This window comes from Phyllobacterium sp. TAF24, assembly GCF_052113785.1.
Lineage (GTDB): Bacteria > Pseudomonadota > Alphaproteobacteria > Rhizobiales > Rhizobiaceae > Phyllobacterium.
Window position 1 is genome coordinate 25,029 of sequence record NZ_JBFRDN010000021.1, and the last position, 21,137, is coordinate 46,165.

Below are 21,137 nucleotides of genomic sequence, written 5' to 3' on the forward strand. Positions count from 1 at the left end.
GAATCTCAGCGTGAAGGGAAGCCATAGCATGGCACCTGTCCAGTCTTCGTCGTCCCATTCTTCCGACTGGCTTGTCGGAAACCCCACGCGCGTCCAGCAATGGGCGGCCCTGTGGATTGGATCTGCCGGATTGCAGATTTTGGGACTGCAACCCATTCTCCTCGGCGCGCTCTATTCGGAGAAGCGCGTCAATTTTGACGAGCTGGCTCTCATTGCTACAGCCGAATTTATTACCATAGCGCTGGGCTCCGTCATTGCGGGCATGCTGATTTCAACCCGGCATCTCCGGTTAAAATCCGCCGTGTTGCTGGCCACATTGGCAGTGCTCGATTTCGCCGTCTCCTATGCCACAACGCCCAATGAATTGCTGCTCGTCCGCTCCCTCGCCGGTCTTGTTGAAGGTGGTACCGTTGCCATTTCCATCGAGCTGATTGCACGTTCGCGCCATGCGGAGCGTCTCGGCGGCTTCTTTATCTCCCTGCAGACACTCGCTCAATGCATTCTTGCCGCCATTCTGGCCCTATGGGTGGTACCAGTTATGGGCTCCAGCGGCGGATTTCATGTGCTCGCCATTGTCTGTCTTGCCTCCCTCGCAATATCAGCACTCGTTCCTGGCGAGTATGGCGAACTGCCAAAACAGCCAAGCAATATGGACGGCGTTTTGTCGGTCCGTGCCATACTGGCGCTGCTGGTGATTTTCACCTTCTTCCTGTTCATCGGCTCACTCTGGGCATTCCTTGAGCCTTTGGGCGCACTTTACGCCATTGATGCACAAACGGTCGGACTACTGGTGTCTGCCAGCCTTGCATTTCAGGTGCTCGGCGCGGTCTGCGCCACATGGATCGACCGCCACCTCGACTACCGCCTGTCGATTATCCTGTGCATCCTCGCGGCCATTGCTGCTTCGGCTATCCTTGCCGACCATCCATCCGTATCGATGTTCTGGGCAGCGGCGCTGGTGATTGCGTTCCTCTGGATGTTCATCACACCCTATCAGATTGGCCTTGCCGTTGCCGCCGATTCATCACGCAGCACTGCGCTTCTTATCCCCGCCGCCCAAATTCTTGGGGCTGCGCTCGGGCCACTCGCTGCATCCATTTTCATCACCAATGACAATGTGGGTATCGTTCCATGGTTCGGCATGGGCGCGCTGCTGTGCAGTCTGGCGCTGTTCGGCGTGTTCCTCATGTTTTCGCGCCGCCGCGCCATCACCGTTTGATTGAAGAGGCTTATTGTCCATGAACATCGCAATTGGCAATGACTGGCAAAACTGGTCGGGTTCCGTCACCGCGCAGCCGCAACTGATATCGCATCCCAAACATATCGAGCAATTGAGCACCACGATCAAAACCGCCCCGGGGCCAATCCGCATTGCTGGGACAGGTCATTCCTTTACGCCTTTGGTCAAGAGCCAGGGAACCATTCTCTCGCTCGACTATTTCAGCGGCCTCGTTTCGCACGACAACGATAAATTACAGGCCCGCATCGGTGCCGGAACCAAGATCGGCGCACTGACAAAACTGCTGCATGAAGTTGGTCAGGCATTGCCCAATATGGGCGATATCGACAAGCAGGCGTTTGGCGGCGGGCTGGGCACCGCAACACATGGTTCCGGTATCACCCTTGGCGCCTATCACACCCAGCTTACCGCCATGCAAATCGTCGACGGTCGCGGCAATATTCGCGAATTTGATCGCGCTGCACATTCCGATGTGATGGATGCCATGGGTGCCTCGCTCGGCGCATTCGGTGCGGTCACGGAAGTGACAATCCAGAACATGGCGAATTATCGCTTGCGCCGCCGCCGCTGGACCGAGCCGGTTGATGGCGTACTCGACCAGTTTGAAAAGCGCATGACCGCCCATCGCTCATCCGAGTTTTACTACATTCCATTCTCGGGACAGGCTCTGTTTCTCGCAAGTGACATCACCGAGGCTCCAGCAGGCACGCGTCCGCCAACGGAAGATGACGACGCGCTGGGCACCTTGCGAAAACTGCGCACCTATCTCCAGCGCTTTCCGTGGCTGCGCCGCAAACTGATCGGCACAGCCATCGCCCGCCTGCCCAAGGAAGATTATGTGGGTGAATGGCTTAACGTCTATGCCTCCGAGCGCAATGTGAAATTCAACGAGATGGAATATCACCTGCCATTCGAAGAAGGCGCGACCGTCTTGCGCCAGATCATCCGGCTATTGGAAGAGAGGTTCCCACACGTCTATTTCCCTATCGAGGTACGTGTTGTCGCGCCTGACAATGTCTGGCTCAGCCCGTTCTACAAACGCGCCAGCTGTTCAATCGCCATTCACCACGATGCCCGCGAGGACCCGCACCCCTATTTCAAGGCGGCAGAAGCCATTTTCCGCGCCCATGGTGGCCGTCCGCATTGGGGCAAGATGCATAATCTCAAGGCAAAGGATCTGAGCGCACTCTATCCGCGCTGGGCCGATGCCATGGCCGTGCGCCGCGACATGGACCCCGACAACCGCTTTGTCTCGCCCTATCTGGCCGATCTTCTGGGAATTGATCTGTGAGCGCTCCTTATTTCACCGCGGTCTCAAAGGCGCTCCATATGGCTGATATCCATCAGCCCTGCCTCGTGCTTGATCTCGACCGTCTGAACCAGAATATCGCCACGATCAAACATGGCCTTGCGCCCAATTTGACGCTGCGGCTTGTCGATAAATCACTGCCGTGCCTGCCCTTGCTGGCTCATATCGGCAAGACATTTCCCGATCGCCATTTCATGACGTTCCATTTGCCTGTTACGGCGGCAGTATTGAGTGAATTTGCTGATGCCACCGCCATTCTCGGCAAACCCATGCCGGTTGCAGGCGTACGCCTTGCTCTCAAAAAGGGCGGGATTCTCGCCAAGGCAAAGAACGCGCCGCAGCGGATTGCATGGCTGATCGACACGGATGACCGGCTGGCTGCCTATGGCGCGCTAGCCAATGAACTCGGCATTGATCTGCGATTCTGCTTCGAAGTGGACGTGGGCCTGCATCGCGGCGGTTATTGCAATGGCGAAGCTTTGACCCGCGCATTGCAATTGCTCAAACAATATCCCCGGCTGCATTGTCAGGGCATCATGGCCTATGAGGCCCACATCAATCATATCCCAGCCATCTTTGGCGGTCCGAAAAAAGCGCTGGCCAAAACAAAAGCACTCTTTCAGGAATTTGCCGCGTGCCTCGGCCCGGACCAGCGCGCAATCCTCAATCTCGGTGGCAGTTCAACCGCCCTGCTCTATGATTCCGCCATTGCAGCCAACGATGTTTCCATGGGTTCCGCCTTCGTCCTGCCGACTGATTTCGACGTACCGAGCCTTGCCAAACTTGCACCCGCCATTTTTATCGCCACCCCGGTTCTGAAAGTTGTCGACCCGCTGGTGCCGGGTCTCGATGACAAGACGTGGATCATGCAAAAGCTTGGCCTGTTCCCCAAGCGCGGCTGCTTTCTCTATGGCGGCAAGTGGATGGCTGAAGCGGTCTATCCCTTCGGGATGAAACCCGACAAGACAATGGGATATTCAACAAACCAGCAATTCATGCGCCTGCCCGCAAGTGCCACGATCAAGCCGGATGATTTTGCCTTCCTGCGGCCAACGCAAAGTGAATTTGTGTTACAGCAGTTCAGCACGATTGCCGTCTATGCCGACGGCAAGATCATCGATCGCTGGCAGACTCTGCCCTTCTCCTAACGGGCAAAGAGCTTCACCACCGTGTTTGCCAATCCCTTATAGGGCGGCTTGACCCGGTCGGTCAGTGGCATCTTGGCCTGATACAAAACAGGCATGATCTTACTGAAGGTCAGAAAACCCTCATGGCCGTGATAGTGCCCCATGCCACTGGCACCCACGCCGCCGAATGGCAGATCATTGCAGACATTGTGGAAAAGGGTCTCGTTCACGCAGACACCGCCAGCGACGATGTTCGATAGCATCTTTTCCGTTTCCGCCTTGTCATTGCTGAAGCAATAGAATGCCAGCGGCCGGTCGTGTGCATTGATATAGGCAATGGCTTCATCGGCAGTGTTATAGGTCTTGATCGGCAGGATCGGACCAAAGATTTCTTCCTGCATGATCTTGCTGTCATCATCAGGGTCCAGCACCAGCGTCGGCGGCAATAGCCGCTCGGATTCTGCCTTCGCGGCGTCCTTCGGCTCGACCAGCGTCACCACATCAAGGCCACGCCCGCGCGCATCATCCAGCAGACCGCGCAAGCGGCGATACTGCCCTTCATTGACGATGTGGGTATAATCAGGATTGGCATCTAGCTGGGCATAGCGCGATTTGACCTCGCTGCGCACCGCCTCAACAAATTCATCGCGCCGCGCCAGAGGCACCAGCGCATAGTCAGGCGCAATGCAGGTCTGGCCCGCATTGTAGAGTTTGCCGGTGACAACGCGCGTGACAGCCTTGGCGAAAGGCGCTTCTTCACCAATGAATACCGGCGACTTACCCCCAAGCTCAAGCGTCACCGGTGTCAGGTTTGGTGCCGCCGAAGCCATCACCTTGCGACCAACAGCCGTGGAGCCGGTGAACAGCAGGTGATCGAACGGCAAACCGGCAAATGCACTCCCAACATCAGCACCGCCAAGCGCCACGGCAACGCGATCCTCCGGAAAGACATCGGCGAGCAATTCCCGCAGGAATTCACTGGTGCGCGGCGTATGTTCGGAAGGTTTAAGAAAAACATGGTTTCCAGCAGCAATAGCCGTTGCAAGCGGCGTCAGCGCCAGATTGACCGGATAGTTCCACGGGGCAATGACACCAACGACGCCGAGCGGCACGTAGCGCACTTCCGCCTTGGCTGGCCACATGCGCCAACCAGCCGAACGGCGCTGCGGTTTCATCCAGGATTTCAGGTGCGAAAGCATATGGTCGATCTCACCAAAGACGGTCATGCCCTCGCCGAGCATGCTCTCATGACGGGAACGATGGCCAAAATCAGCACTGATTGCCTTGACCATTGGCTCAAGCCGATCTTTCAACGCAGCGCGCAGGCGCTTCAGATCATCATGGCGCTGGGTATAATCGGGCCGGTGGACCAGCCAGGAGGCGCGCAAGCGGTTGAGGACCGGCACCAATGCATCAGCAGGTGTGGCGTTCATATCCATGTGCTTTCCTCCGGTCTTCTCTTCCATACGTTCTATCACGGATCTTGTGCTTCCCGTCAGCGCTTTCATGGATCATTGCCGCAGACCACCACGTCCTTCAAGGTTCAGGGCGGTCAATGGCCGGTGAATAACGGCCAGTTGCAGAAACAATGGATTTCCGTGCCGCTATGACCGTGCTAATTTCGCTAAAAAATGGGGTAACAAAAGCCGGGAGAATTGGGTTTTGATCCATAGCGCCAGCGATAGGATTCATTCCGCGTCGGAGTTACTGGCGCTGGTTGACCTGTTGACCGGCGACGGCATTCCAGCAGTGCTTGCCCTGAATGGAACCGGCCTCAGTGAACGGGAGCTTTCATCCCCCGATACGCTGATTTCCATCAACCAGATGCTGACGGCGATCCGCAATGCATTCACCCTGTCTGACGATCCGCATGTGGGATTGCGGCTGGGCCTGAGCATGCAGATCACCATGTACGGCATTTATGGCTTTGCACTTCTGAGCAGCGCCACCTGCCGCAGCGCCTGTCATTTCGCCGAAAAATACCATGCGCTGACGGTTCCCATGGGAAAGCAGACTTTTCGCGAGACCAGCAAACACGGCATATGGTCCACCGAACCCGACTTAAACAGAATAACCGATCCCAAACTCTATATTTTTAAAGTCGAGCATGTGCTCGGGACAATCATATCCTTTGCCAAGGACATCGCCGATCCGGATTTCAGTCCGGCGGCGATCCGGTTGAGTTTTCCCAAACCGGCTGATGCCTCTGTCTACGAAAAAGTATTTAACTGTCCGATCCATTACGACCAGCCCGACAATGAACTGCTTGTCGACGTGGCATGGCTCGAGCGAACCCCGCGCCGCGCCCATGAGATGACCTTCTCCATGGTGCGCCAGCTTTGCGATGAAATGGTCGACCGCATGGCATCATCAGCCGGTGTGGCCGGGCGTTTGCGACAACTCTTTGTGCAAAGTGCCGGGCGTTTCCCTCCTATCGATCTTGCCTGCGAGCAATTGGGGATCAGCGCCCGCACCCTCAGGCGCAAACTGACCGGCGAAGGCACGTCTTATCAATCGCTGCTCGACGAGACCCGGCTTGGCCTTGCCAAAAAATATCTGCGCGAAACCGAACTGACGATGGATGAAATTGCCAGCCGTCTTGATTACAGCGACGCTTCGAACTTTCGCCATGCTTTCCGCCGCTGGACCGATATGACCCCCATGGAATTCAGGTCTGGTCCTTCCCGCCGGCAAGACAGCGAATTACCTCTCAGCGTTATGCGCATCACAAGCGATAGCTATTGACCTTCAACCCATACATTTGAACTCATCAGCCATACATTGCCGGATTGTCTGCAAGTTTGGTTAAGTATGCCTACAAATACCCCACAATGGGGACTTCTATCCGAACAATTTCAGGAAGGAACATCCATCATGAAACTGATCCCGCGCAATCCCGACAAAGGTGTCTACGCAGCGACGCCAGACTATCTCCACGCGCTGGAGGTGCATCAGCCGGAACGTTTTCTCTATATCAGCGGCACCATGGGGCTTGATCCTGATGGCGCGCCCGGCACGACTTTGGCTGAGCAGCTTGATCTCGTCTGGAACAACATCCGGGCAATTCTTGCCAGCGCCGGGATGACAGTCGACAATGTTGTCAGAACGACAAGCTACCTGCGTGATCCGGGCTTTGCCGATGCCAACCAGAATGCCCGGGTTGCGGCACTCAATGGCCGCATAATCCCGACAACGACTATCGTCGCGCAGACGCTACTGGAGGCATGGTTGGTCGAGATCGAGGTTATAGCTGCCGCCTAAATCAAATACCTGCATACCACTCATAGCCGCGATCTTCCCAGAAGCCGCCTTTCCCGCCCCACACGCCTTTAAAGCTGTCGACCAGCTCAATGCGCATGACATATTTGGCGTGCTTATAGCCGAGCTGGCGTTCAACGCGCAGGCGCAGGGGAGCGCCGTGCGCGACTTCCAGATCTTTGCCATTCATGCTGTAGGACAGAATGGTTTGCGGGTGGAAAGCGTCGACAAGATCGATGCTCTCGTAATATTGACCGCTGCCATCCAGTGTCTTCTCGTATTCATCGGCACAATAGAACACCGCATAGCGTGCGCCCGGCGCGATCCCGGCCTTTTGCAACACCAGCCCCAGCGGAACGCCGGTCCATTTGCCGATAGCACTCCAGCCTTCGACACAATCGTGCCGTGTGATCTGCGTGCGTGATGGAAGCGCCTTGAGGTCTGCCAGCGACAGGCTAAGCGGCGTGCGCACCATGCCGTTGACCACCAGCCGCCAGTCGGCAAAATTGCCTTCCATCAGCCGGGCATAATCCTCACTGTCAGGCATTTGTGTACCGTTAGCTTTGAACGTGGGCGACAAATCCGCTTCGGTGAATTCGCGGGCCAATGGTTCATGTGCCTGCAAAAGCCGCTGCGAACCCACGGTCAAAGCTTCGGCCTTCTGCAGAATATCATTGACGCTGGTGTTGGTGACCAAAGCGTCACATCCGGTCAAAAGGCCCGTGGCGGCAACACTTGAGCCAACAAGGAAACGGCGGCGTGTGAGTTCGAATTTCATTTGGCTGTTTCCTTGTCCGTATCGACTGACAGGCCGTAATACCCCGTGATCATCGAGCGCAGATTGTTCCAGACGCCTGAGACCAGAACCATCACGAGATGGACCACAACAAAGGCGACGAGCAGCGATGCGGTGATGAAATGAATGGTGCGGGCTGACTGGCGGCCACCGAAAACATCAACCAGCCATGGAACGATGGAGTCAAAACCGGGCGACATGGTAAGACCCGTCAGAACCATCAGCGGCAGAAGTATGAAAATAACCGCCATATAGCTCAGCTTCTGCAGGCTGTTGTAGCGCCTTGCCTCTTCGCCCTTGGGAAAGCGCAGACGGGCATGTTCGCCAATTTCATGGGCCAGATGTTGCGGCGTCAGCTGATCTTTGCTTGGCACGAGATCGCGCCTGAAGTGGCCGGCGATCAGGCCATAGAGCAGATAGACAAAACCATTGATGACGAAAAACCAGGCGAAGAAGAAATGCCAGCGGCGGCCCGTGGCCAGATCCTGAAAGCTCGGAATGGTAATCCAGCTGGGAAAGGCCCGCGGCGTCAACTCGCCATCGACAGTCGAAGCGCCGAGGACACCCGTCGTGGGTATGGAAATCGACCCGACGCGCGTGACGCCCTTGATCGTGTCACCATCCTGAAAAGCACCGATCGAGATAAAGGAATGGTCGGCATCTGCACCATATTGGCCCCAGTAAAGCTCGGGATGCGCATTGAAGATTTGCAACCCGCTCATCAGCAGGAAACTAAGGCACAGGACATTGAGCCAGTGGGTCAGACGCACAGCAAACGAATGGCGATAGAACAGGATTTTCTTTGGCCGTACCGTTTCATGATCAGTCACGCTCGTCATGATTGTTTCCTTGGCTCTTGGGCGGTAGCCCGGCGCCGCCTCGTTCGCGAGACAGCACCGGTATGATGATTCTTAGTTCTTCTTCGGAGCCATGGCATCCGCTGGCTTCATGGCATCTTTTTTCATTGCGTCGGGCTTCATTGCGTCCTTTTTCATGGCATCCGGCTTCATCGCATCGGTTGCCATAGCCTGCTTGTCGCAATCCTTGGTCATGGCATCCTTCTTCATGGAATCCTTTTCCATGCCGGCCTTTTTCATGCAGTCGGCCTTCATGGCCTCAGTCTTCATAGGGTCTGCCTTCATGGCGTCTTCCGCAAGAGCGCTGTTGATACCGGCAAAGCCGGAAGCGAGAACAAAAGCCGACAGGGCGATGCGGCGTGCAATAATGTTCATGGTAGTCTCCTCGATTTGATTAAGACACGTATCTGCGTGCCGTTGAGTTTCGGACAACCATGCGGTCATCCACACTTCCTGGGCATCGCGCTGCGTGTCTCACAGCTTTTCATGCCAGGAATTCTTATGTCCGCTGTCGCGGAATTCAGTTGGTCGCAGCGGCCAGAATCGGCCCGCCATGCGGGGTCTGGATCAGAACAGCCGTGCGAAGGCCCGCTTTGGTGGGAGGAATGTCCAGCGTGACCGCCTTGCCATCCCAGTTTCCAAGATTGGAAAGGCTGTGAACGACATTCTTGTGCGGCAGTGTGTGGCCCGTGTTCTCACCGCGACTGACTGGAACGTTGATCGTTTTGTCGTCATAGGTCACGAGCCAGATATCGGCGCCATTCTCAGGGGCTTTACCAGCACCAATAGCGAGCGAATTCTTATTGATCGTAACGCCAAGCGCGTCGGGCTTTGGTTCCTTTGCGATCAAATCATCGATTTCACCGATCCGGTTGCCGACAACATCGGCACGGCCATTGACGACCACTTGCGGTGTAAATGGCCCATCGCGACCAAGCGGCGTTTCATAGGTGATCTGCCGGTCCGTATATTCAGGGGTGGCAAAAATATCTTTCCAGCCAAGCCGGTCCCAATAGGTCACACCGAAGCTCAAGGCCAGAACGCCGGGGCGCTTGCTGATTTCGATCAGATTGGCATTGGCGGGTGGACAGGATGAGCAACCCTGACTTGTGAAAAGCTCGACAACAGTCAGCGGCTTTGCACTGTCCGCAAAGGCACCGCTTGCACCAAAGCTAAACAAGCCAGCGATAACTGACACTGTACCCAAATATCCGATCTTTCCGAGCAAACCCATTGCGGCCTCCTGATTTCTTTGTGTGAACTGGCGTTGGCAGCCGGTCACATCAGGCAATTCGTCGGGTCGGAGGATTTGGTTACAGCGATCACGGATTGGTGATCAAAAAGTTGGACCGCGAGCTACTGGCATGCTGTAACTGCTGTCGATATGATCTTTCCATCTGTAACCTTTTCGCCGCTGCTGCGAATAAAGGAATGAACCAGAGTGCATTCGGTCGAAGCGCGATTGAGGGAACTGATGCTCGCCAGCCTTGCAGGCGACGCGCAGAGCTATCGCGTGCTGCTTGATGATGTCGCCAAACATCTGCGCGGCTATTTTCTGCGGCGTCTGGCTGATGCCTATCGCGGCGACGCGGATGATCTGGTGCAGGAAACATTGCTGGCCTTGCATACGCGGCGCCAGACCTACGAGCCGGATCGGCCGTTCACCGCGTGGCTGCATGCCATTGCGCGCTATAAGCTGATCGACCATTTCCGGCGCAACCGCATCCGGGCGACAGTGCCGCTGGATGACGCGGAAGACCTGTTTGCGCAGGACAATTCAGACGCAGCCGCAGACCGTATGGATGTGGACCGTTTGTTGAAGACCATACCGGAGAAATCGAGAGACCTGATTTACCGGACGAAGATTGAAGGACAATCGATTGCGGAAGTCGCCCAAAGCACGGGCCTTTCAGAATCGCTTGTAAAGGTCAGCATTCACAGAGGACTGAAGGCCATAGCCGCGAAGTTAAGAGGACAGGCAGTCGATGACGACAAATGATCTGATCGAGCGTCTCGCCAGCGAATTGAAGCCGGTATCGCGCAAGGCTGTCGTCAAGCGGATCGGCATTGGCCTTGGCATCAGCGCTGTTGCCTCGGCCATTCTCATGTGGTCATGGCTCGGCATGCGTCCTGATCTGATGACTGCCGCTGGCACAATGGCTTTCTGGACGAAGTTTGCCTACACGCTGGCCCTTGCCGTGGGCGGCGCCTGGGCGATCAAACGCATCGCTTATCCGCTTGGCAGTATCCGAATCAGCCTCGTTGTCATGGGTACAGCCGTGGCCATCATCGCCGCGCTGGCGTTCGCGCAGCTCGCCATGTCCCCGCGTGAACATTACATGCCAATGATGAAAGGGCACACGATTACCGTCTGCACTTTCAATATTGTGGTTCTGTCGCTGCCATTGCTGTTCGGCTGCTTCTGGATCTTGCGCGGGCTGGCTCCCACACGGCTCACCGTGGCCGGAACCGCTGCGGGTCTCGCAGCGGGGTCAATTGCTGCACTGATCTATTCATTCCACTGCGATGAAAGCGCCATGCCCTTCATCGCCATCTGGTACACGCTGGGCGTGCTTTCTTCCGCGCTGATTGGTGCCATTGCCGGGCGTTTCGTTCTGCGGTGGTAGAGGGTAACTGAACAACCGTGGTTCGTGGTTCGACATAACAACCATGAGGGACTTGGGTGGATGCAACGATAATCGCCACCGTTGCAGAACTTGACTCCCATACCCCCCACCCATTCCCGTCATCCTCGGGCTTGACCCGAGGACCCACAATTTAGGGAGCGTCAGACATCCAGATCTGATTGATCTCCTTCGCCATGGGTCCTCGGGTCAAGCCCGAGGATGACGGAACGGGGTATCTCTGTTAATGAGCTTGTCGAACCACGAACCACGCACGGCACACCATCCAATTGCAGCACTTAAACCTGTTTCATCAGCCACTCATGCTCAACTGCATTGTGGAATTTCCAAGTGCGCTTGGGACCAGCCATCACGTTGAGATAATAGAGATCATAACCATGGCAGGCGGCGCAGGGATGATAACCCTTGGGCACCATGACCACATCGCCATCCTCAATCGCCATTGCTTCATCCAGTGACCGGTCATCCGTATAGACCCGCTGGAAAGCAAAGCCCTGCGGCGGGTTGAGCCGGTGGTAATAGGTTTCTTCCAGATAGGATTCAGCGGGTAGATTATCCTGATCATGCTTGTGCGGCGGATAGCTTGATGTGTGTCCGCCCGGCGTAATAACTTCCACCACGAGCAGTGAATCCGCTGGTTCGCCTTCCGGCAGGATATTGGTGACATAACGCGTATTGGTGCCCTTGCCGCGCGTTTCCTGACCAAGATCATCGGGGGCAATTACCCGAACCGGCAAATCACCGCCAAAACTTGGCGCCGAGCAGACAGCAAGCTCAACAGCCGTATCGGCAACCACGGACCAGTCACAATTGGAAGGCATATAGACCGACCACGGCTTGCCCTCGAAGGGTGTCATGCGCCCACCGAGCAAACCAAGATCATGACCATTGACCTGCGCAAAGCCCTTGCCCGTTACGAAAACAAGGCAAACTTCCTTGTCAACACTGCGGCCCGCAATGGTCTGCCCCGGCGTGGCACGATGCAGGTCAAACCCGACATAGGACCAACCGGCGCTCTCCGGCGTTACCTCGACCACATGGCCGATGCCGGCTTTCGCCTTGAGCAATAATTTCGACATAATCTATTCCTCTTTTTCATCCGCATCGACAGGCTTGACCGGCTCGGATGGGTCAAAGGCTATGAAAAACTGCCAGATGCCATAACCGGCAAAACCAAGCGCGATCGTCCCCCAGAACGGCGTGCCCGTGACGAATTCGAAGATGGCCCATGCAAGGCAAAAGACCACCACGGCAACACGGCGCCACAGGGGACGAAAAAACGGATGCTTGGAATCACTGGTCAAACCAACCCTGCCTCTTTGATGAAGCGGCTGAGATTTGCGTGGCCGAGCTTGGAATAGACGGCTGGATCAGCCTTCTTGGGGTCCTGCTCAGCTTCAACGACAACCCAGCCGCTATAGCCCTTGAGTTCTTTCAGGACACGAACATAGTCGATCAGGCCGTCGCCCGGAACCRTATAAACGCCCGCCAGCACGGAATCGAGGAAAGACCAGTCTTCACTGTTCGACTGCCACATGACAGCCTCGCGAATATCCTTGCAATGCACGTGGCTGATGCGTGCCTTGTGGTGACGGGCAAGACGCGCGGGATCGCCGCCGCCCCATGTGGCATGGCCTGTATCGAGCAGCAGATGCACCGCATCGCCGGTGACTTCCATGAACCGGTCAATTTCCGCTTCCGTCTGGATAATGGTTCCCATGTGGTGATGATAAACCACCTGCAAACCGTAAGTCTGCTTGATCGCTTCGGCAAAAGCCGTGTAGCGCTCGCCAAAGCCTGTCCATGCGGACTTTTCCAGAACCGGACGCGCTGACAGCGGCAGATCCTTGTTGGAATGAATGGCATTGGATGTTTCGGCGGCGATCAGCACCGTGCAGCCCATATCTCTCAAGAGTGTTGCATGGCCGACAACGGCTTTCAGCTCGGCTTCCACATCGCGCACCAGAAGCTCGGTCGAATACCAGCCGCTGACCAGAGTGTGGCCGAATGCATCAAGGATCGGACGCAGCGTGTCAGCGGTGCGCGGAAACTTGTTGCCCAGCTCCATACCGGTAAACCCCGCAGCTTTTGCCTGCTCCAGACAGGTTTCCAGCGGAATATCCCCGCCGATTTCCAGCATGTCATCATTGGACCAGCCGATTGGGTTCGCCCCGATACGGATCATTCTTGTCTTCCTTCAGTTGTTGTGTGCGCTGGAATTAAGCCAATCGGAGAGGGATGAGCGAGACGTTCACCCCCCTCTGCCCGACAGGGCAGAGGGGGGTGAATCGCTTGGCTCAAAGCCATGATTGTCTAATCACCCACACGCTGCGATTTCAGTTTCTCTTCATAAGCCTTGCGTGCGGCATTGACCTGCGGGCGCTGGCTGACCTCGGGTACGGCAACATCCCACCATGTCCCACCTGCATCCGTAGAAATCAGCGGGTCAGTATCAATAACGATAACCGTTGTCCGGTCATTCTGTTTTGCCCGAACAAGCGCGCTCTCAAGTTCCGCGATCGATGCGACCTTTTCAGCGATGGCACCAAGGCTTTTGGCATGGCCGACAAAATCAACATCCGGCAAAACCTCGTGGCGCGAGTCCTTCAGGAGATTGTTGAAGTTCGCGCCGCCGGTGCCCATCTGCAGCCGATTGATGCAACCAAAACCGCGATTGTCGAGAAGCACGATATTGATCTTTTTGCCCAGCATCACCGAAGTGGCGATTTCGGAATTCAGCATCAGATATGAGCCATCGCCGATCATGACGACCACTTCATCATCGGGCTTTGCCATCTTGGCGCCAAGACCACCGGCAATCTCATAACCCATGCAGGAAAAACCATATTCCGCATGATAGGAACCCGGCGCTCCTGCCTGCCAGAGTTTGTGCATTTCACCCGGCAATCCACCCGCCGCATGCAAAACGGTGGCTTCACTGCCCATCGTCCGCTGCACGGCGCCGATCACCTGCGCATCCGATGGCAGAACCGCATTGGTTGGCCCGGTAACTTCGGCGGCTGCCTTCTGCCACTCTGCCTTGCCCTGCTTGGCATTCTCGGTCCAGCTGGCAGGTGCTCTATATCCGGCAGTCGCTGCCGCTAGTTCCAGCAGCCCTTCCCGTGCATCGGCAACCAGAGGCGCAGCGCGGTGCTTGCCCGCATCGAAGGCCTGCACGTTGAGGCCAATGAATTTCTTGGCTCCATTGCGAAACAGCGCCCACGAGCCTGTCGTGAAATCCTGCAGGCGGGTTCCCACCGCCAGAATGACATCCGCTTCTTCCGCAAGGCGATTGGCAGCCGATGTACCGGTTACGCCAATGGCAGCCATGTTCAGAGGATGATTGTCAGGCAGCGAAGACTTGCCACCCTGCGTCTCGCAAACGGGAATACCCGTTGCTTCGACAAAGGCCTTCAACTCGTTCGAAGCCTGCGAATAGATAACGCCGCCGCCAGCAATCACCAGCGGCTTTTTGGCGGATTTGAGCAATTGGACAGCGGCAGCCAGTTCCCCGCGATCAGGACGCGGGCGGCGCGTTGTCCATACACGCTCATCGAAAAAGCTTTCTGGATAGTCATAGGCTTCCGCCTGCACATCCTGACACAGCGCCAGCGTCACCGGTCCACATTCAGCCGGATCAGTCAGCACAGCCATGGTGCGAGCGAGTGCCGGAATGATCTGTTCCGGTCGGGTAATCCGGTCGAAATAGCGTGAAACCGGGCGGAAGCAATCATTGGCCGAAACCGTGCCGTCACCAAAGCTTTCCACCTGCTGCAAAACCGGATCTGGGATGCGGTTTGCAAAGACATCACCGGGCAAAAGCAGCAGCGGCAGGCGGTTAACGTGGGCAAGCGCGGCGGCGGTTACCATATTGGTGGCGCCCGGTCCGACCGAGCTTGTCACCGCCATCATGCGGCGACGGAAACTTGCCTTGGCAAAGGCAATGGCGGCATGGGCCATCGCCTGTTCATTGTGGGCGCGGTAGGTCGGCAATTCCTCGCGCACCTGATAAAGCGCCTCGCCGATACCGGCGACATTACCGTGGCCAAAAATCGCCCAGACACCGGCAAAAATAGGCACCTTCTTGCCGTCAACCACCGTCATCTGATTGGCAAGGAAACGCGTCAATGCCTGCGCCATGGTCAGGCGTATCGTCTTGGTCATATCAATCTCCTCCCGGCCTTGATGCTATAGCCTATGCCGCTTGTTGCTTGCGGCTGGCAAGCCAGGCTCTGGTCAATTTTTCGAAACGATCCGCCATATCGGCAATCGCAGCCTCATCGGACATGCGCCCCGCCAGCCATTGTTCTGCGGCATCCATGAAAATGGTCCGACCGACAGCAAAACCTTTGACCACTGGCGCATGGGCAGTGGCGGCAAAAGCCGCTTCAAGCTCATCCTGCGGTGCCTCCAGTCCAAGCAGCACCACGCCCCGGCACCACGGATCGTTCTTTTCAATGACGGCCTCAATGTTCTTCCATGCGGCGCTTGAGGCCTGTGGCTCCAGCTTCCACCAATCAGGCTTGATACCGAGCGCATAGAGCTCTTCCAGCGCCCGGGGAATAGTGTTGTCATCAAGCGCGCCGTGCTTTCCGGCAATGATTTCGATCAGCAATTCGCGGCCAACCTTGCGCGCCGCTTCAAACAGCGTGCGCAGTTTTGCCTGCTGTTCCGCCTTCAACTCCGCTGGATCGTCAGGATGATAGAAGCACAGGCATTTGATGCAATGATCAACCGGCCATTCCGCCAGTTGTGAGCCGATATCCTGCGAGAATTCAAAGCGCAGCGGACGCGAGCCGGGCAGTTCCACCGGACGTCCCAACCAGTCAAAACTGTGCCGGGCAAACTCGAACATGGCCTCGCGGCCGAATTTTTCATCAAGCAGCATACCGTAACCGCTTCGACCATCCGCAACCTTCGCGGCGGCCTTCACGGCCAGCTCCTTGAACGCCTGAACCTTGCCGATATCGACGTTGAATTTCCGGGAAAGCTCTTCAAGCTGCACGCGATGATCAATGGCAAAGGCCATCATCGAAGGAATATCGTGACGGCGCGTCGTTGCCCAATGCACATGGTTGATCGCTTCATCCTTGCGTAGGGCATGTTGCGGGCTGCCATGTTCAAGGAAGAATTGCAGTTCTTCGAAGGTCGGAATTTCCGGCGAGCACAACAAGCGCGATACGGCAAAGGCACCACAAGCATTCGCCCATGTTGCCGCCGTGGCAAGGCTTTCGCCACCCAGCCAACCGCGCAGAAAGCCGGACATGAAAGCATCCCCCGCCCCCAGCACATTGAACACTTCAATCGGGAAGCCCTTGCCGACAATGCCGTCTTCCAGATTGTCTGAAATAGCGCCTTCATAGACAATGCAGCCCATGGGGCCGCGTTTGAGCACAATGGTGGCATTGGCGGAAAGCGCACGAATGGTTTTCAGCGCGGCGAGTAGATCCGCTTCACCCGAAGCAATCAGCACTTCCTCTTCGGTGCCGACGATCAGGTCACAATCGGCAAGCACCGTTTTCAAATGGCTCGACACCGCATCGGAGGCGATATAGCGGCTGTCACCAGCGCCATGCCCGGCAAGGCCCCAAAGGTTCGGCCGGTAGTCGATATCAAATACAACCTTGCCGCCCGCTTCCTTCATCAGGCGGATCGCCTTGCGCTGGGCGGCATCCGTATTGGGCTTGGAAAAATGCGTGCCGGTGACAACCACGGCGCGGGCCGAACGGATGAAATCCGGGTCGACATCATCCGCATTAAGAGCCATATCGGCGCAATTCTCACGGTAGAAAATCAGGGGAAAACTCTTGTCGTTTTCAACTGAAAGGATCACCAAAGCCGAAAGCCGCTCCGCATCGGTGATAACACCATCGACGGCAACCCCTTCGCGCAGCATCTGCTCGCGAATGAAACGCCCCATCTGCTCATCGCCGACACGGCTTAAAAGCGCCGAACGCAGCCCGAGCCGCGCCGTGCCGATGGCGATATTGGCCGGGCAACCGCCAACGGATTTTGCAAAAGATGCGATATCCTCAAGACGGGAGCCGATCTGCTGGCCATAAAGATCAACCGATGAGCGGCCAATGGTAATGACATCAAGCTTTTTGCCTGTTTCAGCGCTGCCCATGATGTTCCTCCCGATATGCTGATCCAGCCCGCCAAAAACAGGCCGGGAATTTTCTTATATGAAATAATAATTCTATCAAATCGTCAATATGGAATGTACGTTCTTTTTATAATTCTACCTGATTGACCAATGGAAAATTGCAGAAAGTGGCTGCGTGGCTCGTGGTTCGTGGTTCGTGGTTCGTGGTTCGACAAGCTCACCATGAGGGAGAGTGAGGATGCAACGCTAGTCGCCAGCATTGCAGATTACAGAGAGTACAGAACTTGACTCCCTTTCATCACCACTCTCCCTCATGGTGAGCTTGTCGAACCACGAACCACATCCCTGCAATTGCTTTTACTATAGACTGCGGCGTCTCTCAGCCACGCTGACAGTTAAAGCCATCGCCAGCGCCATGGTCCCCGACAGCGAACGAAACCCGGAGAAATCCCCCTCCGCAGCCTCAAACCACACACTGCCTGATTGTGCCAGCGGTGAAAATGCACTGTCCGTAATAGCCACCACAGGCACACCACGCGCTGCCAGAGCCGCCGCATGTTCCACGGTTGCAGAAGCATAGGGTGAAAAACTAATGGCAATGGCTGCATCATTTGGTGTGGCAAAAGAGAGTATCTCCGGATCAATGCCGGCTGTTGATTCAATCAGCTGGTTGCGGATTTTCAGCTTGCCGAAGGCATAGGCCATATAAGCGGAGATCGGATAGGAACGACGCCGGGCGATGAGATAGATCGTTTCCGCCTGCGCCAGCACTTCCACTGCGCACTCCAGCACATCGTCTTCCACACTGCGGGATATGGTCTGGATTGACTGGCTGGCAGCATTGAGAAAACCATTGAGAATAACGCGATTTTTCGAAAGCCCCGATGTATCGCCGCGCAACCCGGAAAGCCGCTCTTCATAAGAGCCCTGCCGTTCGCGCAGGCGCTCGCGGAACACCGATTGCAGGCTGGTAAAGCCATCAAATCCCAGATGCTGGGCAAAGCGAATAAGCGTCGAGGGCTGCACACCTGCCGATTGGGCAATGCTCGCCGCCGTACCAAAAGCAATTTCATCCGGATTGCCAAGGGCATAGGCGGCAATCTGCGCCAACCGCTTGGGCAAAAGCTGGCGGCGGTCCAGGATCAGCGTGCGCAGAGCATCAAAGTCCTGCGGCAAAGGTGCTTGGGTGGCCGTGCTGCCCATTGCGAATCGTTCCCTCTGGTTTGGCGTAACTGATCTGGAGATTACCAAAATAATCCGCCACACAAAACGGATCAGTTATTCCATTTTCATTCGTTATAGATTACTTCAATCAGTATCTGCAAGAGATGCAGACATCCTCAATGTCGTGGGAGTGAAGACATGTCGGGTCATGGGAATGCGCGCGCGCTTGGTGTTGGGCTGATTGGTACGGGGTTCATGGGTAAATGCCATGCCTTGGCCTGGAATTCCGTCCGTGCGGTTTTTGGCGACGTGCCTGCCGTCAGTCTCGTGCATCTGGGCGAAGCCAATGCTGATCTTGCCAATCAGCGTGCAGCCGAGTTTGGCTTCCGCAAAGCCTCCGGCGACTGGCGCGCTGTGATCAACGACCCTGAAGTTGATATCATCTCCATTACTACCCCCAACCAGTTTCATCCCGAGATGGCGCTGGCCGCGCTTCAGGCCGGAAAGCATGTCTGGTGTGAAAAGCCTATGGCACCGGCATTCGACGATGCCAAGGCGATGACTGAAGCAGCGAAGAAGTCAGGCAAGGTTGCGGCCCTTGGCTATAACTATATTCAAGGCCCTGCCATTCGTCACATCCGCCAGCTGCTGGCGGAAAAGATTATTGGTGATGTCAACCATCTGCGTATCGAGATGGATGAGGATTTCATGGCCGACCCTGAGGCGCTGTTCTACTGGAAGCATGCCGCCACGTCCGGATATGGCGCACTCGATGATTTTGCCGTCCATCCGCTTTCGCTGCTCTGGGCGCTGTTCGGCCGTGTCAACAGGGTGATGTGCGACATGTCAAAGCCCTATGCAGAGCGCAAGACTGAAGACGGCGGTACGAAAGCCGTGGAAACCTATGACAGCGCCAGTGTACTCCTGCATATGGAAAACGGCGTTGCCGGAACGCTTCAGGTCAATCGTTCGGCCTGGGGCCGCAAGGGCCGCATCGCCCTGCAAATCTTCGGCTCAAAGGGATCGATCCTGTTTGATCAGGAACGTGCCAACGAATTTCAGCTTTATGTGACGGCAGACCGCCCGACGGAACAGGGTTATCGCACCATCCTCACCGCCCCGCATCATGATCCCTATGGCCGGTTCATCCCTGCCCCCGGCCATGGCCTTGGATTCAACGATCTCAAGATCATCGAGTGTCACGAGTTGATCAAGCGTATCAACGGTCAGGACGCTCATCTGATCGGCTTTGAAGAGGGGCTGGAAATCGAGCGCACGGTTCATGCTATGGCTCGTTCGTTTCATGAGCAGCGCTGGGTTGATGTGAGGTAAGAGGGGATTTCTCCTTATCACATTGGTTGCAGGCTCATGGTTCGTGGTTCGACAAGCTCACCATGAGGGAGAGGGGGATGAAAGGGAGTTAAATTCTGCAACTTTGGAGAGTTTAGCTCCCTCATCCTGAGCTTGTCGAAGGGCCTCATGGTTGTTATGTCGAACCACGAACCACACAATCACTCTGCCGGCTTTTGCACCGGCAGAGCGCTCATCACCAAAACTCAAAGATTAATCGTCTTGCCTTCCTTGACAGAGCGCAATGCGGCATCGGCCAGTGCCAGCGCAATCAACCCATCCTTGCCACTTGGCGCGGCCTTGGTACCCGTTGCAATCGCGTTGATGAAAGCAGCGATCTCGTTGGCATAGGCTTCCGTGTAGCGGGTCATGAAGAAATCGTGCAGCGGCGGACGCGTATAACCATTGCTGTTTGCGACTTCGATCGAGACCGGACGCTGGTTCTCCGCCGCAACCATACCCTTGGAGCCATGCACTTCAATGCGCTGATCATAGCCGTAGGTTGCGCGGCGCGAGTTGGAAATAACACATTGTTTGCCTGATGCGGTGGAGAGGATCACGCTCACGCTGTCATAGTCGCCAAGCTCACCGATCTTCTTGTCAACAAGAACGGATGCATGCGCGGTAACGGCAACCGGGTCTTCACCCAGCAGAAAACGCGCCATGTCAAAATCATGGATCGTCATATCCCGGAATATACCGCCGGAACGGGTGATGTATTCGGCTGGCGGAGCACCCGGATCACGCGAGGTAATCGTGACCATTTCAACCGTGCCGATGGAACCATCATCAATAGCCTTGCGCACGGCAGCAAAATGCGGATCAAAGCGGCGATTGAAACCAACCATCAGGGTTGCCTTGGTCTCATCAACCACAGCAAGGCATTCCTCAACGCGCTTTACGTTGAGATCAATTGGCTTTTCACAGAAGATCGCCTTACCGGCACGGGCAAAGCGTTCGATCAGATCCGCATGGGTGTCGGTCGGCGTGCAGATGATCACCGCATCGATATCCCCGGCCTTTTCGATCTCATCAATGGTGCGGATTTCGCAGCCATAGGCAGCCGAAAGGTCTTTTGCAGCCTGTTCAAACGCATCCGCCACAGCCACGAGTTTCGCCTGGCTGTTGGAAATCACGGCTTTCGCGTGAACCTTGCCGATACGGCCCGCACCGAGCAGACCAAAGCGTAGAGTCATTTCATTACCTCTTGGAAAGAAGCCCGGATGGGTTCCGGGCGTTACAGATTGATTTTCAAAGCCTGCGGTTTCGTTGTGTTGTGAGTGGT

The 21,137-nt window shown here is 56.0% G+C and carries 20 protein-coding genes; 8 read left to right on the top strand and 12 right to left on the bottom strand.

The genetic code is table 11. The annotated features are described in order from the left end of the window. Positions 1 to 28 precede the first annotated feature (28 nt). Genes AB4Y96_RS17685 through AB4Y96_RS17695 form a run of 3 tightly spaced genes read left to right on the top strand, consistent with a single transcriptional unit; the run spans position 29 to position 3,697 of the window. Entirely contained in the window at positions 29 to 1,219 is a 1,191-nt protein-coding gene (locus AB4Y96_RS17685) for an MFS transporter (RefSeq protein ID WP_441918781.1), read from the top strand. A 19-nt stretch (positions 1,220 to 1,238) separates the two neighbouring features. Then, positions 1,239 to 2,531, top strand: coding sequence for a D-arabinono-1,4-lactone oxidase (locus AB4Y96_RS17690; protein WP_441918783.1), 1,293 nt, complete (start codon positions 1,239 to 1,241; stop codon positions 2,529 to 2,531). A 38-nt stretch (positions 2,532 to 2,569) separates the two neighbouring features. Further along, positions 2,570 to 3,697 carry an alanine racemase gene (locus AB4Y96_RS17695; protein WP_441918785.1) on the top strand — a complete coding sequence of 376 codons (1,128 nt, stop codon included), beginning with the start codon at positions 2,570 to 2,572 and terminating at the stop codon, positions 3,695 to 3,697. Here the strand turns inward: AB4Y96_RS17695 and AB4Y96_RS17700 are convergent. Further along, positions 3,694 to 5,142: a coniferyl aldehyde dehydrogenase gene (locus AB4Y96_RS17700; RefSeq protein ID WP_441918877.1), complete on the bottom strand. Its 1,449-nt coding sequence runs from the start codon at positions 5,140 to 5,142 to the stop codon at positions 3,694 to 3,696. The two genes, AB4Y96_RS17695 and AB4Y96_RS17700, sit on opposite strands and share 4 nt — an antisense overlap. A gap of 196 nt (positions 5,143 to 5,338) precedes the next feature. Between AB4Y96_RS17700 and AB4Y96_RS17705 the strand changes: the two genes are divergently transcribed. After that, entirely contained in the window at positions 5,339 to 6,421 is a 1,083-nt protein-coding gene (locus AB4Y96_RS17705) for an AraC family transcriptional regulator (RefSeq protein WP_441918787.1), read from the top strand. Between the two features lie 129 nt (positions 6,422 to 6,550). Beyond that, on the top strand, positions 6,551 to 6,937 hold the full coding sequence (locus AB4Y96_RS17710) for a RidA family protein (protein ID WP_441918789.1): 387 nt from the start codon (positions 6,551 to 6,553) through the stop codon (positions 6,935 to 6,937). Position 6,938: 1 nt separating this feature from the next. Here the strand turns inward: AB4Y96_RS17710 and AB4Y96_RS17715 are convergent, their stop codons facing one another. The 4 genes from AB4Y96_RS17715 to AB4Y96_RS17730 all read right to left on the bottom strand — a co-directional run bounded on the left by AB4Y96_RS17715 (position 6,939) and on the right by AB4Y96_RS17730 (position 9,821). Next, complete coding sequence (locus tag AB4Y96_RS17715; RefSeq protein ID WP_441918791.1) at positions 6,939 to 7,712, bottom strand: molybdopterin-binding protein; 774 nt, start codon at positions 7,710 to 7,712, stop codon at positions 6,939 to 6,941. Then, the gene (locus AB4Y96_RS17720; RefSeq protein ID WP_441918793.1) at positions 7,709 to 8,569 is read right to left on the bottom strand and encodes a cytochrome b/b6 domain-containing protein; all 861 of its coding nucleotides are present in this window, start codon (positions 8,567 to 8,569) and stop codon (positions 7,709 to 7,711) included. The genes AB4Y96_RS17715 and AB4Y96_RS17720 overlap by 4 nt, the downstream gene beginning before the upstream one ends. A 72-nt stretch (positions 8,570 to 8,641) precedes the next feature. After that, entirely contained in the window at positions 8,642 to 8,962 is a 321-nt protein-coding gene (locus AB4Y96_RS17725; protein ID WP_091878106.1) for a pentapeptide MXKDX repeat protein, read from the bottom strand. A 145-nt stretch (positions 8,963 to 9,107) separates the two neighbouring features. After that, complete coding sequence (locus AB4Y96_RS17730; protein ID WP_441918795.1) at positions 9,108 to 9,821, bottom strand: DUF1223 domain-containing protein; 714 nt, start codon at positions 9,819 to 9,821, stop codon at positions 9,108 to 9,110. A gap of 207 nt (positions 9,822 to 10,028) precedes the next feature. Between AB4Y96_RS17730 and AB4Y96_RS17735 the strand changes: the two genes are divergently transcribed. Continuing rightward, entirely contained in the window at positions 10,029 to 10,586 is a 558-nt protein-coding gene (locus AB4Y96_RS17735) for a sigma-70 family RNA polymerase sigma factor (protein WP_441918797.1), read from the top strand. Next, positions 10,573 to 11,214, top strand: coding sequence for an NrsF family protein (locus tag AB4Y96_RS17740; RefSeq protein WP_441918799.1), 642 nt, complete (start codon positions 10,573 to 10,575; stop codon positions 11,212 to 11,214). Before AB4Y96_RS17735 ends, AB4Y96_RS17740 begins: the two co-directional genes overlap by 14 nt. 296 nt (positions 11,215 to 11,510) lie before the next feature. Here the strand turns inward: AB4Y96_RS17740 and iolB are convergent, their stop codons facing one another. The 6 genes from iolB to AB4Y96_RS17770 form a co-directional block, all read right to left on the bottom strand. Beyond that, positions 11,511 to 12,311 carry a 5-deoxy-glucuronate isomerase gene (iolB, locus tag AB4Y96_RS17745; protein WP_441918801.1) on the bottom strand — a complete coding sequence of 267 codons (801 nt, stop codon included), beginning with the start codon at positions 12,309 to 12,311 and terminating at the stop codon, positions 11,511 to 11,513. A gap of 3 nt (positions 12,312 to 12,314) precedes the next feature. Next, positions 12,315 to 12,536, bottom strand: coding sequence for a hypothetical protein (locus tag AB4Y96_RS17750; RefSeq protein WP_091878111.1), 222 nt, complete (start codon positions 12,534 to 12,536; stop codon positions 12,315 to 12,317). After that, entirely contained in the window at positions 12,533 to 13,417 is an 885-nt protein-coding gene (gene iolE / locus AB4Y96_RS17755; RefSeq protein ID WP_441918803.1) for a myo-inosose-2 dehydratase, read from the bottom strand. The genes AB4Y96_RS17750 and iolE overlap by 4 nt, the downstream gene beginning before the upstream one ends. Before the next feature lie 128 nt (positions 13,418 to 13,545). Beyond that, complete coding sequence (gene iolD / locus AB4Y96_RS17760) at positions 13,546 to 15,396, bottom strand: 3D-(3,5/4)-trihydroxycyclohexane-1,2-dione acylhydrolase (decyclizing) (RefSeq protein ID WP_441918805.1); 1,851 nt, start codon at positions 15,394 to 15,396, stop codon at positions 13,546 to 13,548. A gap of 31 nt (positions 15,397 to 15,427) precedes the next feature. Then, the gene (locus AB4Y96_RS17765) at positions 15,428 to 17,359 is read right to left on the bottom strand and encodes a bifunctional 5-dehydro-2-deoxygluconokinase/5-dehydro-2-deoxyphosphogluconate aldolase (RefSeq protein WP_441918807.1); all 1,932 of its coding nucleotides are present in this window, start codon (positions 17,357 to 17,359) and stop codon (positions 15,428 to 15,430) included. A gap of 339 nt (positions 17,360 to 17,698) precedes the next feature. Continuing rightward, positions 17,699 to 18,541, bottom strand: coding sequence for a MurR/RpiR family transcriptional regulator (locus tag AB4Y96_RS17770; RefSeq protein WP_441918809.1), 843 nt, complete (start codon positions 18,539 to 18,541; stop codon positions 17,699 to 17,701). A gap of 159 nt (positions 18,542 to 18,700) precedes the next feature. Here AB4Y96_RS17770 and AB4Y96_RS17775 point away from each other — a divergent pair, with 159 nt between their 5' ends. Further along, positions 18,701 to 19,834, top strand: coding sequence for a Gfo/Idh/MocA family protein (locus tag AB4Y96_RS17775; RefSeq protein WP_441918810.1), 1,134 nt, complete (start codon positions 18,701 to 18,703; stop codon positions 19,832 to 19,834). A 224-nt stretch (positions 19,835 to 20,058) separates the two neighbouring features. On the opposite strand, the gene iolG is transcribed toward AB4Y96_RS17775, so the two are convergent. Beyond that, positions 20,059 to 21,048 (bottom strand): inositol 2-dehydrogenase, encoded by a 990-nt coding sequence (gene iolG / locus AB4Y96_RS17780; RefSeq protein ID WP_091878117.1) that lies wholly within the window; start codon positions 21,046 to 21,048, stop codon positions 20,059 to 20,061. Between the last annotated feature and the right edge of the window lie 89 nt (positions 21,049 to 21,137).

Excerpts from the sequence above, each read along its gene's own strand:
- AB4Y96_RS17685 (WP_441918781.1), top strand. The coding sequence starts at position 29 with ATGGCACCTGTCCAGTCTTCGTCGTCCCATTCTTCCGACTGGCTTGTC.
- AB4Y96_RS17690 (WP_441918783.1), top strand. The coding sequence starts at position 1,239 with ATGAACATCGCAATTGGCAATGACTGGCAAAACTGGTCGGGTTCCGTC.
- AB4Y96_RS17695 (WP_441918785.1), top strand. The coding sequence starts at position 2,570 with ATGGCTGATATCCATCAGCCCTGCCTCGTGCTTGATCTCGACCGTCTG.
- AB4Y96_RS17700 (WP_441918877.1), bottom strand. The coding sequence starts at position 5,142 with ATGGAAGAGAAGACCGGAGGAAAGCACATGGATATGAACGCCACACCT.
- AB4Y96_RS17710 (WP_441918789.1), top strand. The coding sequence starts at position 6,551 with ATGAAACTGATCCCGCGCAATCCCGACAAAGGTGTCTACGCAGCGACG.
- AB4Y96_RS17715 (WP_441918791.1), bottom strand. The coding sequence starts at position 7,712 with ATGAAATTCGAACTCACACGCCGCCGTTTCCTTGTTGGCTCAAGTGTT.
- AB4Y96_RS17720 (WP_441918793.1), bottom strand. The coding sequence starts at position 8,569 with ATGACGAGCGTGACTGATCATGAAACGGTACGGCCAAAGAAAATCCTG.
- AB4Y96_RS17725 (WP_091878106.1), bottom strand. The coding sequence starts at position 8,962 with ATGAACATTATTGCACGCCGCATCGCCCTGTCGGCTTTTGTTCTCGCT.
- AB4Y96_RS17730 (WP_441918795.1), bottom strand. The coding sequence starts at position 9,821 with ATGGGTTTGCTCGGAAAGATCGGATATTTGGGTACAGTGTCAGTTATC.
- AB4Y96_RS17740 (WP_441918799.1), top strand. The coding sequence starts at position 10,573 with ATGACGACAAATGATCTGATCGAGCGTCTCGCCAGCGAATTGAAGCCG.
- iolB (WP_441918801.1), bottom strand. The coding sequence starts at position 12,311 with ATGTCGAAATTATTGCTCAAGGCGAAAGCCGGCATCGGCCATGTGGTC.
- iolD (WP_441918805.1), bottom strand. The coding sequence starts at position 15,396 with ATGACCAAGACGATACGCCTGACCATGGCGCAGGCATTGACGCGTTTC.
- AB4Y96_RS17765 (WP_441918807.1), bottom strand. The coding sequence starts at position 17,359 with ATGGGCAGCGCTGAAACAGGCAAAAAGCTTGATGTCATTACCATTGGC.
- AB4Y96_RS17770 (WP_441918809.1), bottom strand. The coding sequence starts at position 18,541 with ATGGGCAGCACGGCCACCCAAGCACCTTTGCCGCAGGACTTTGATGCT.
- AB4Y96_RS17775 (WP_441918810.1), top strand. The coding sequence starts at position 18,701 with ATGTCGGGTCATGGGAATGCGCGCGCGCTTGGTGTTGGGCTGATTGGT.
- iolG (WP_091878117.1), bottom strand. The coding sequence starts at position 21,048 with ATGACTCTACGCTTTGGTCTGCTCGGTGCGGGCCGTATCGGCAAGGTT.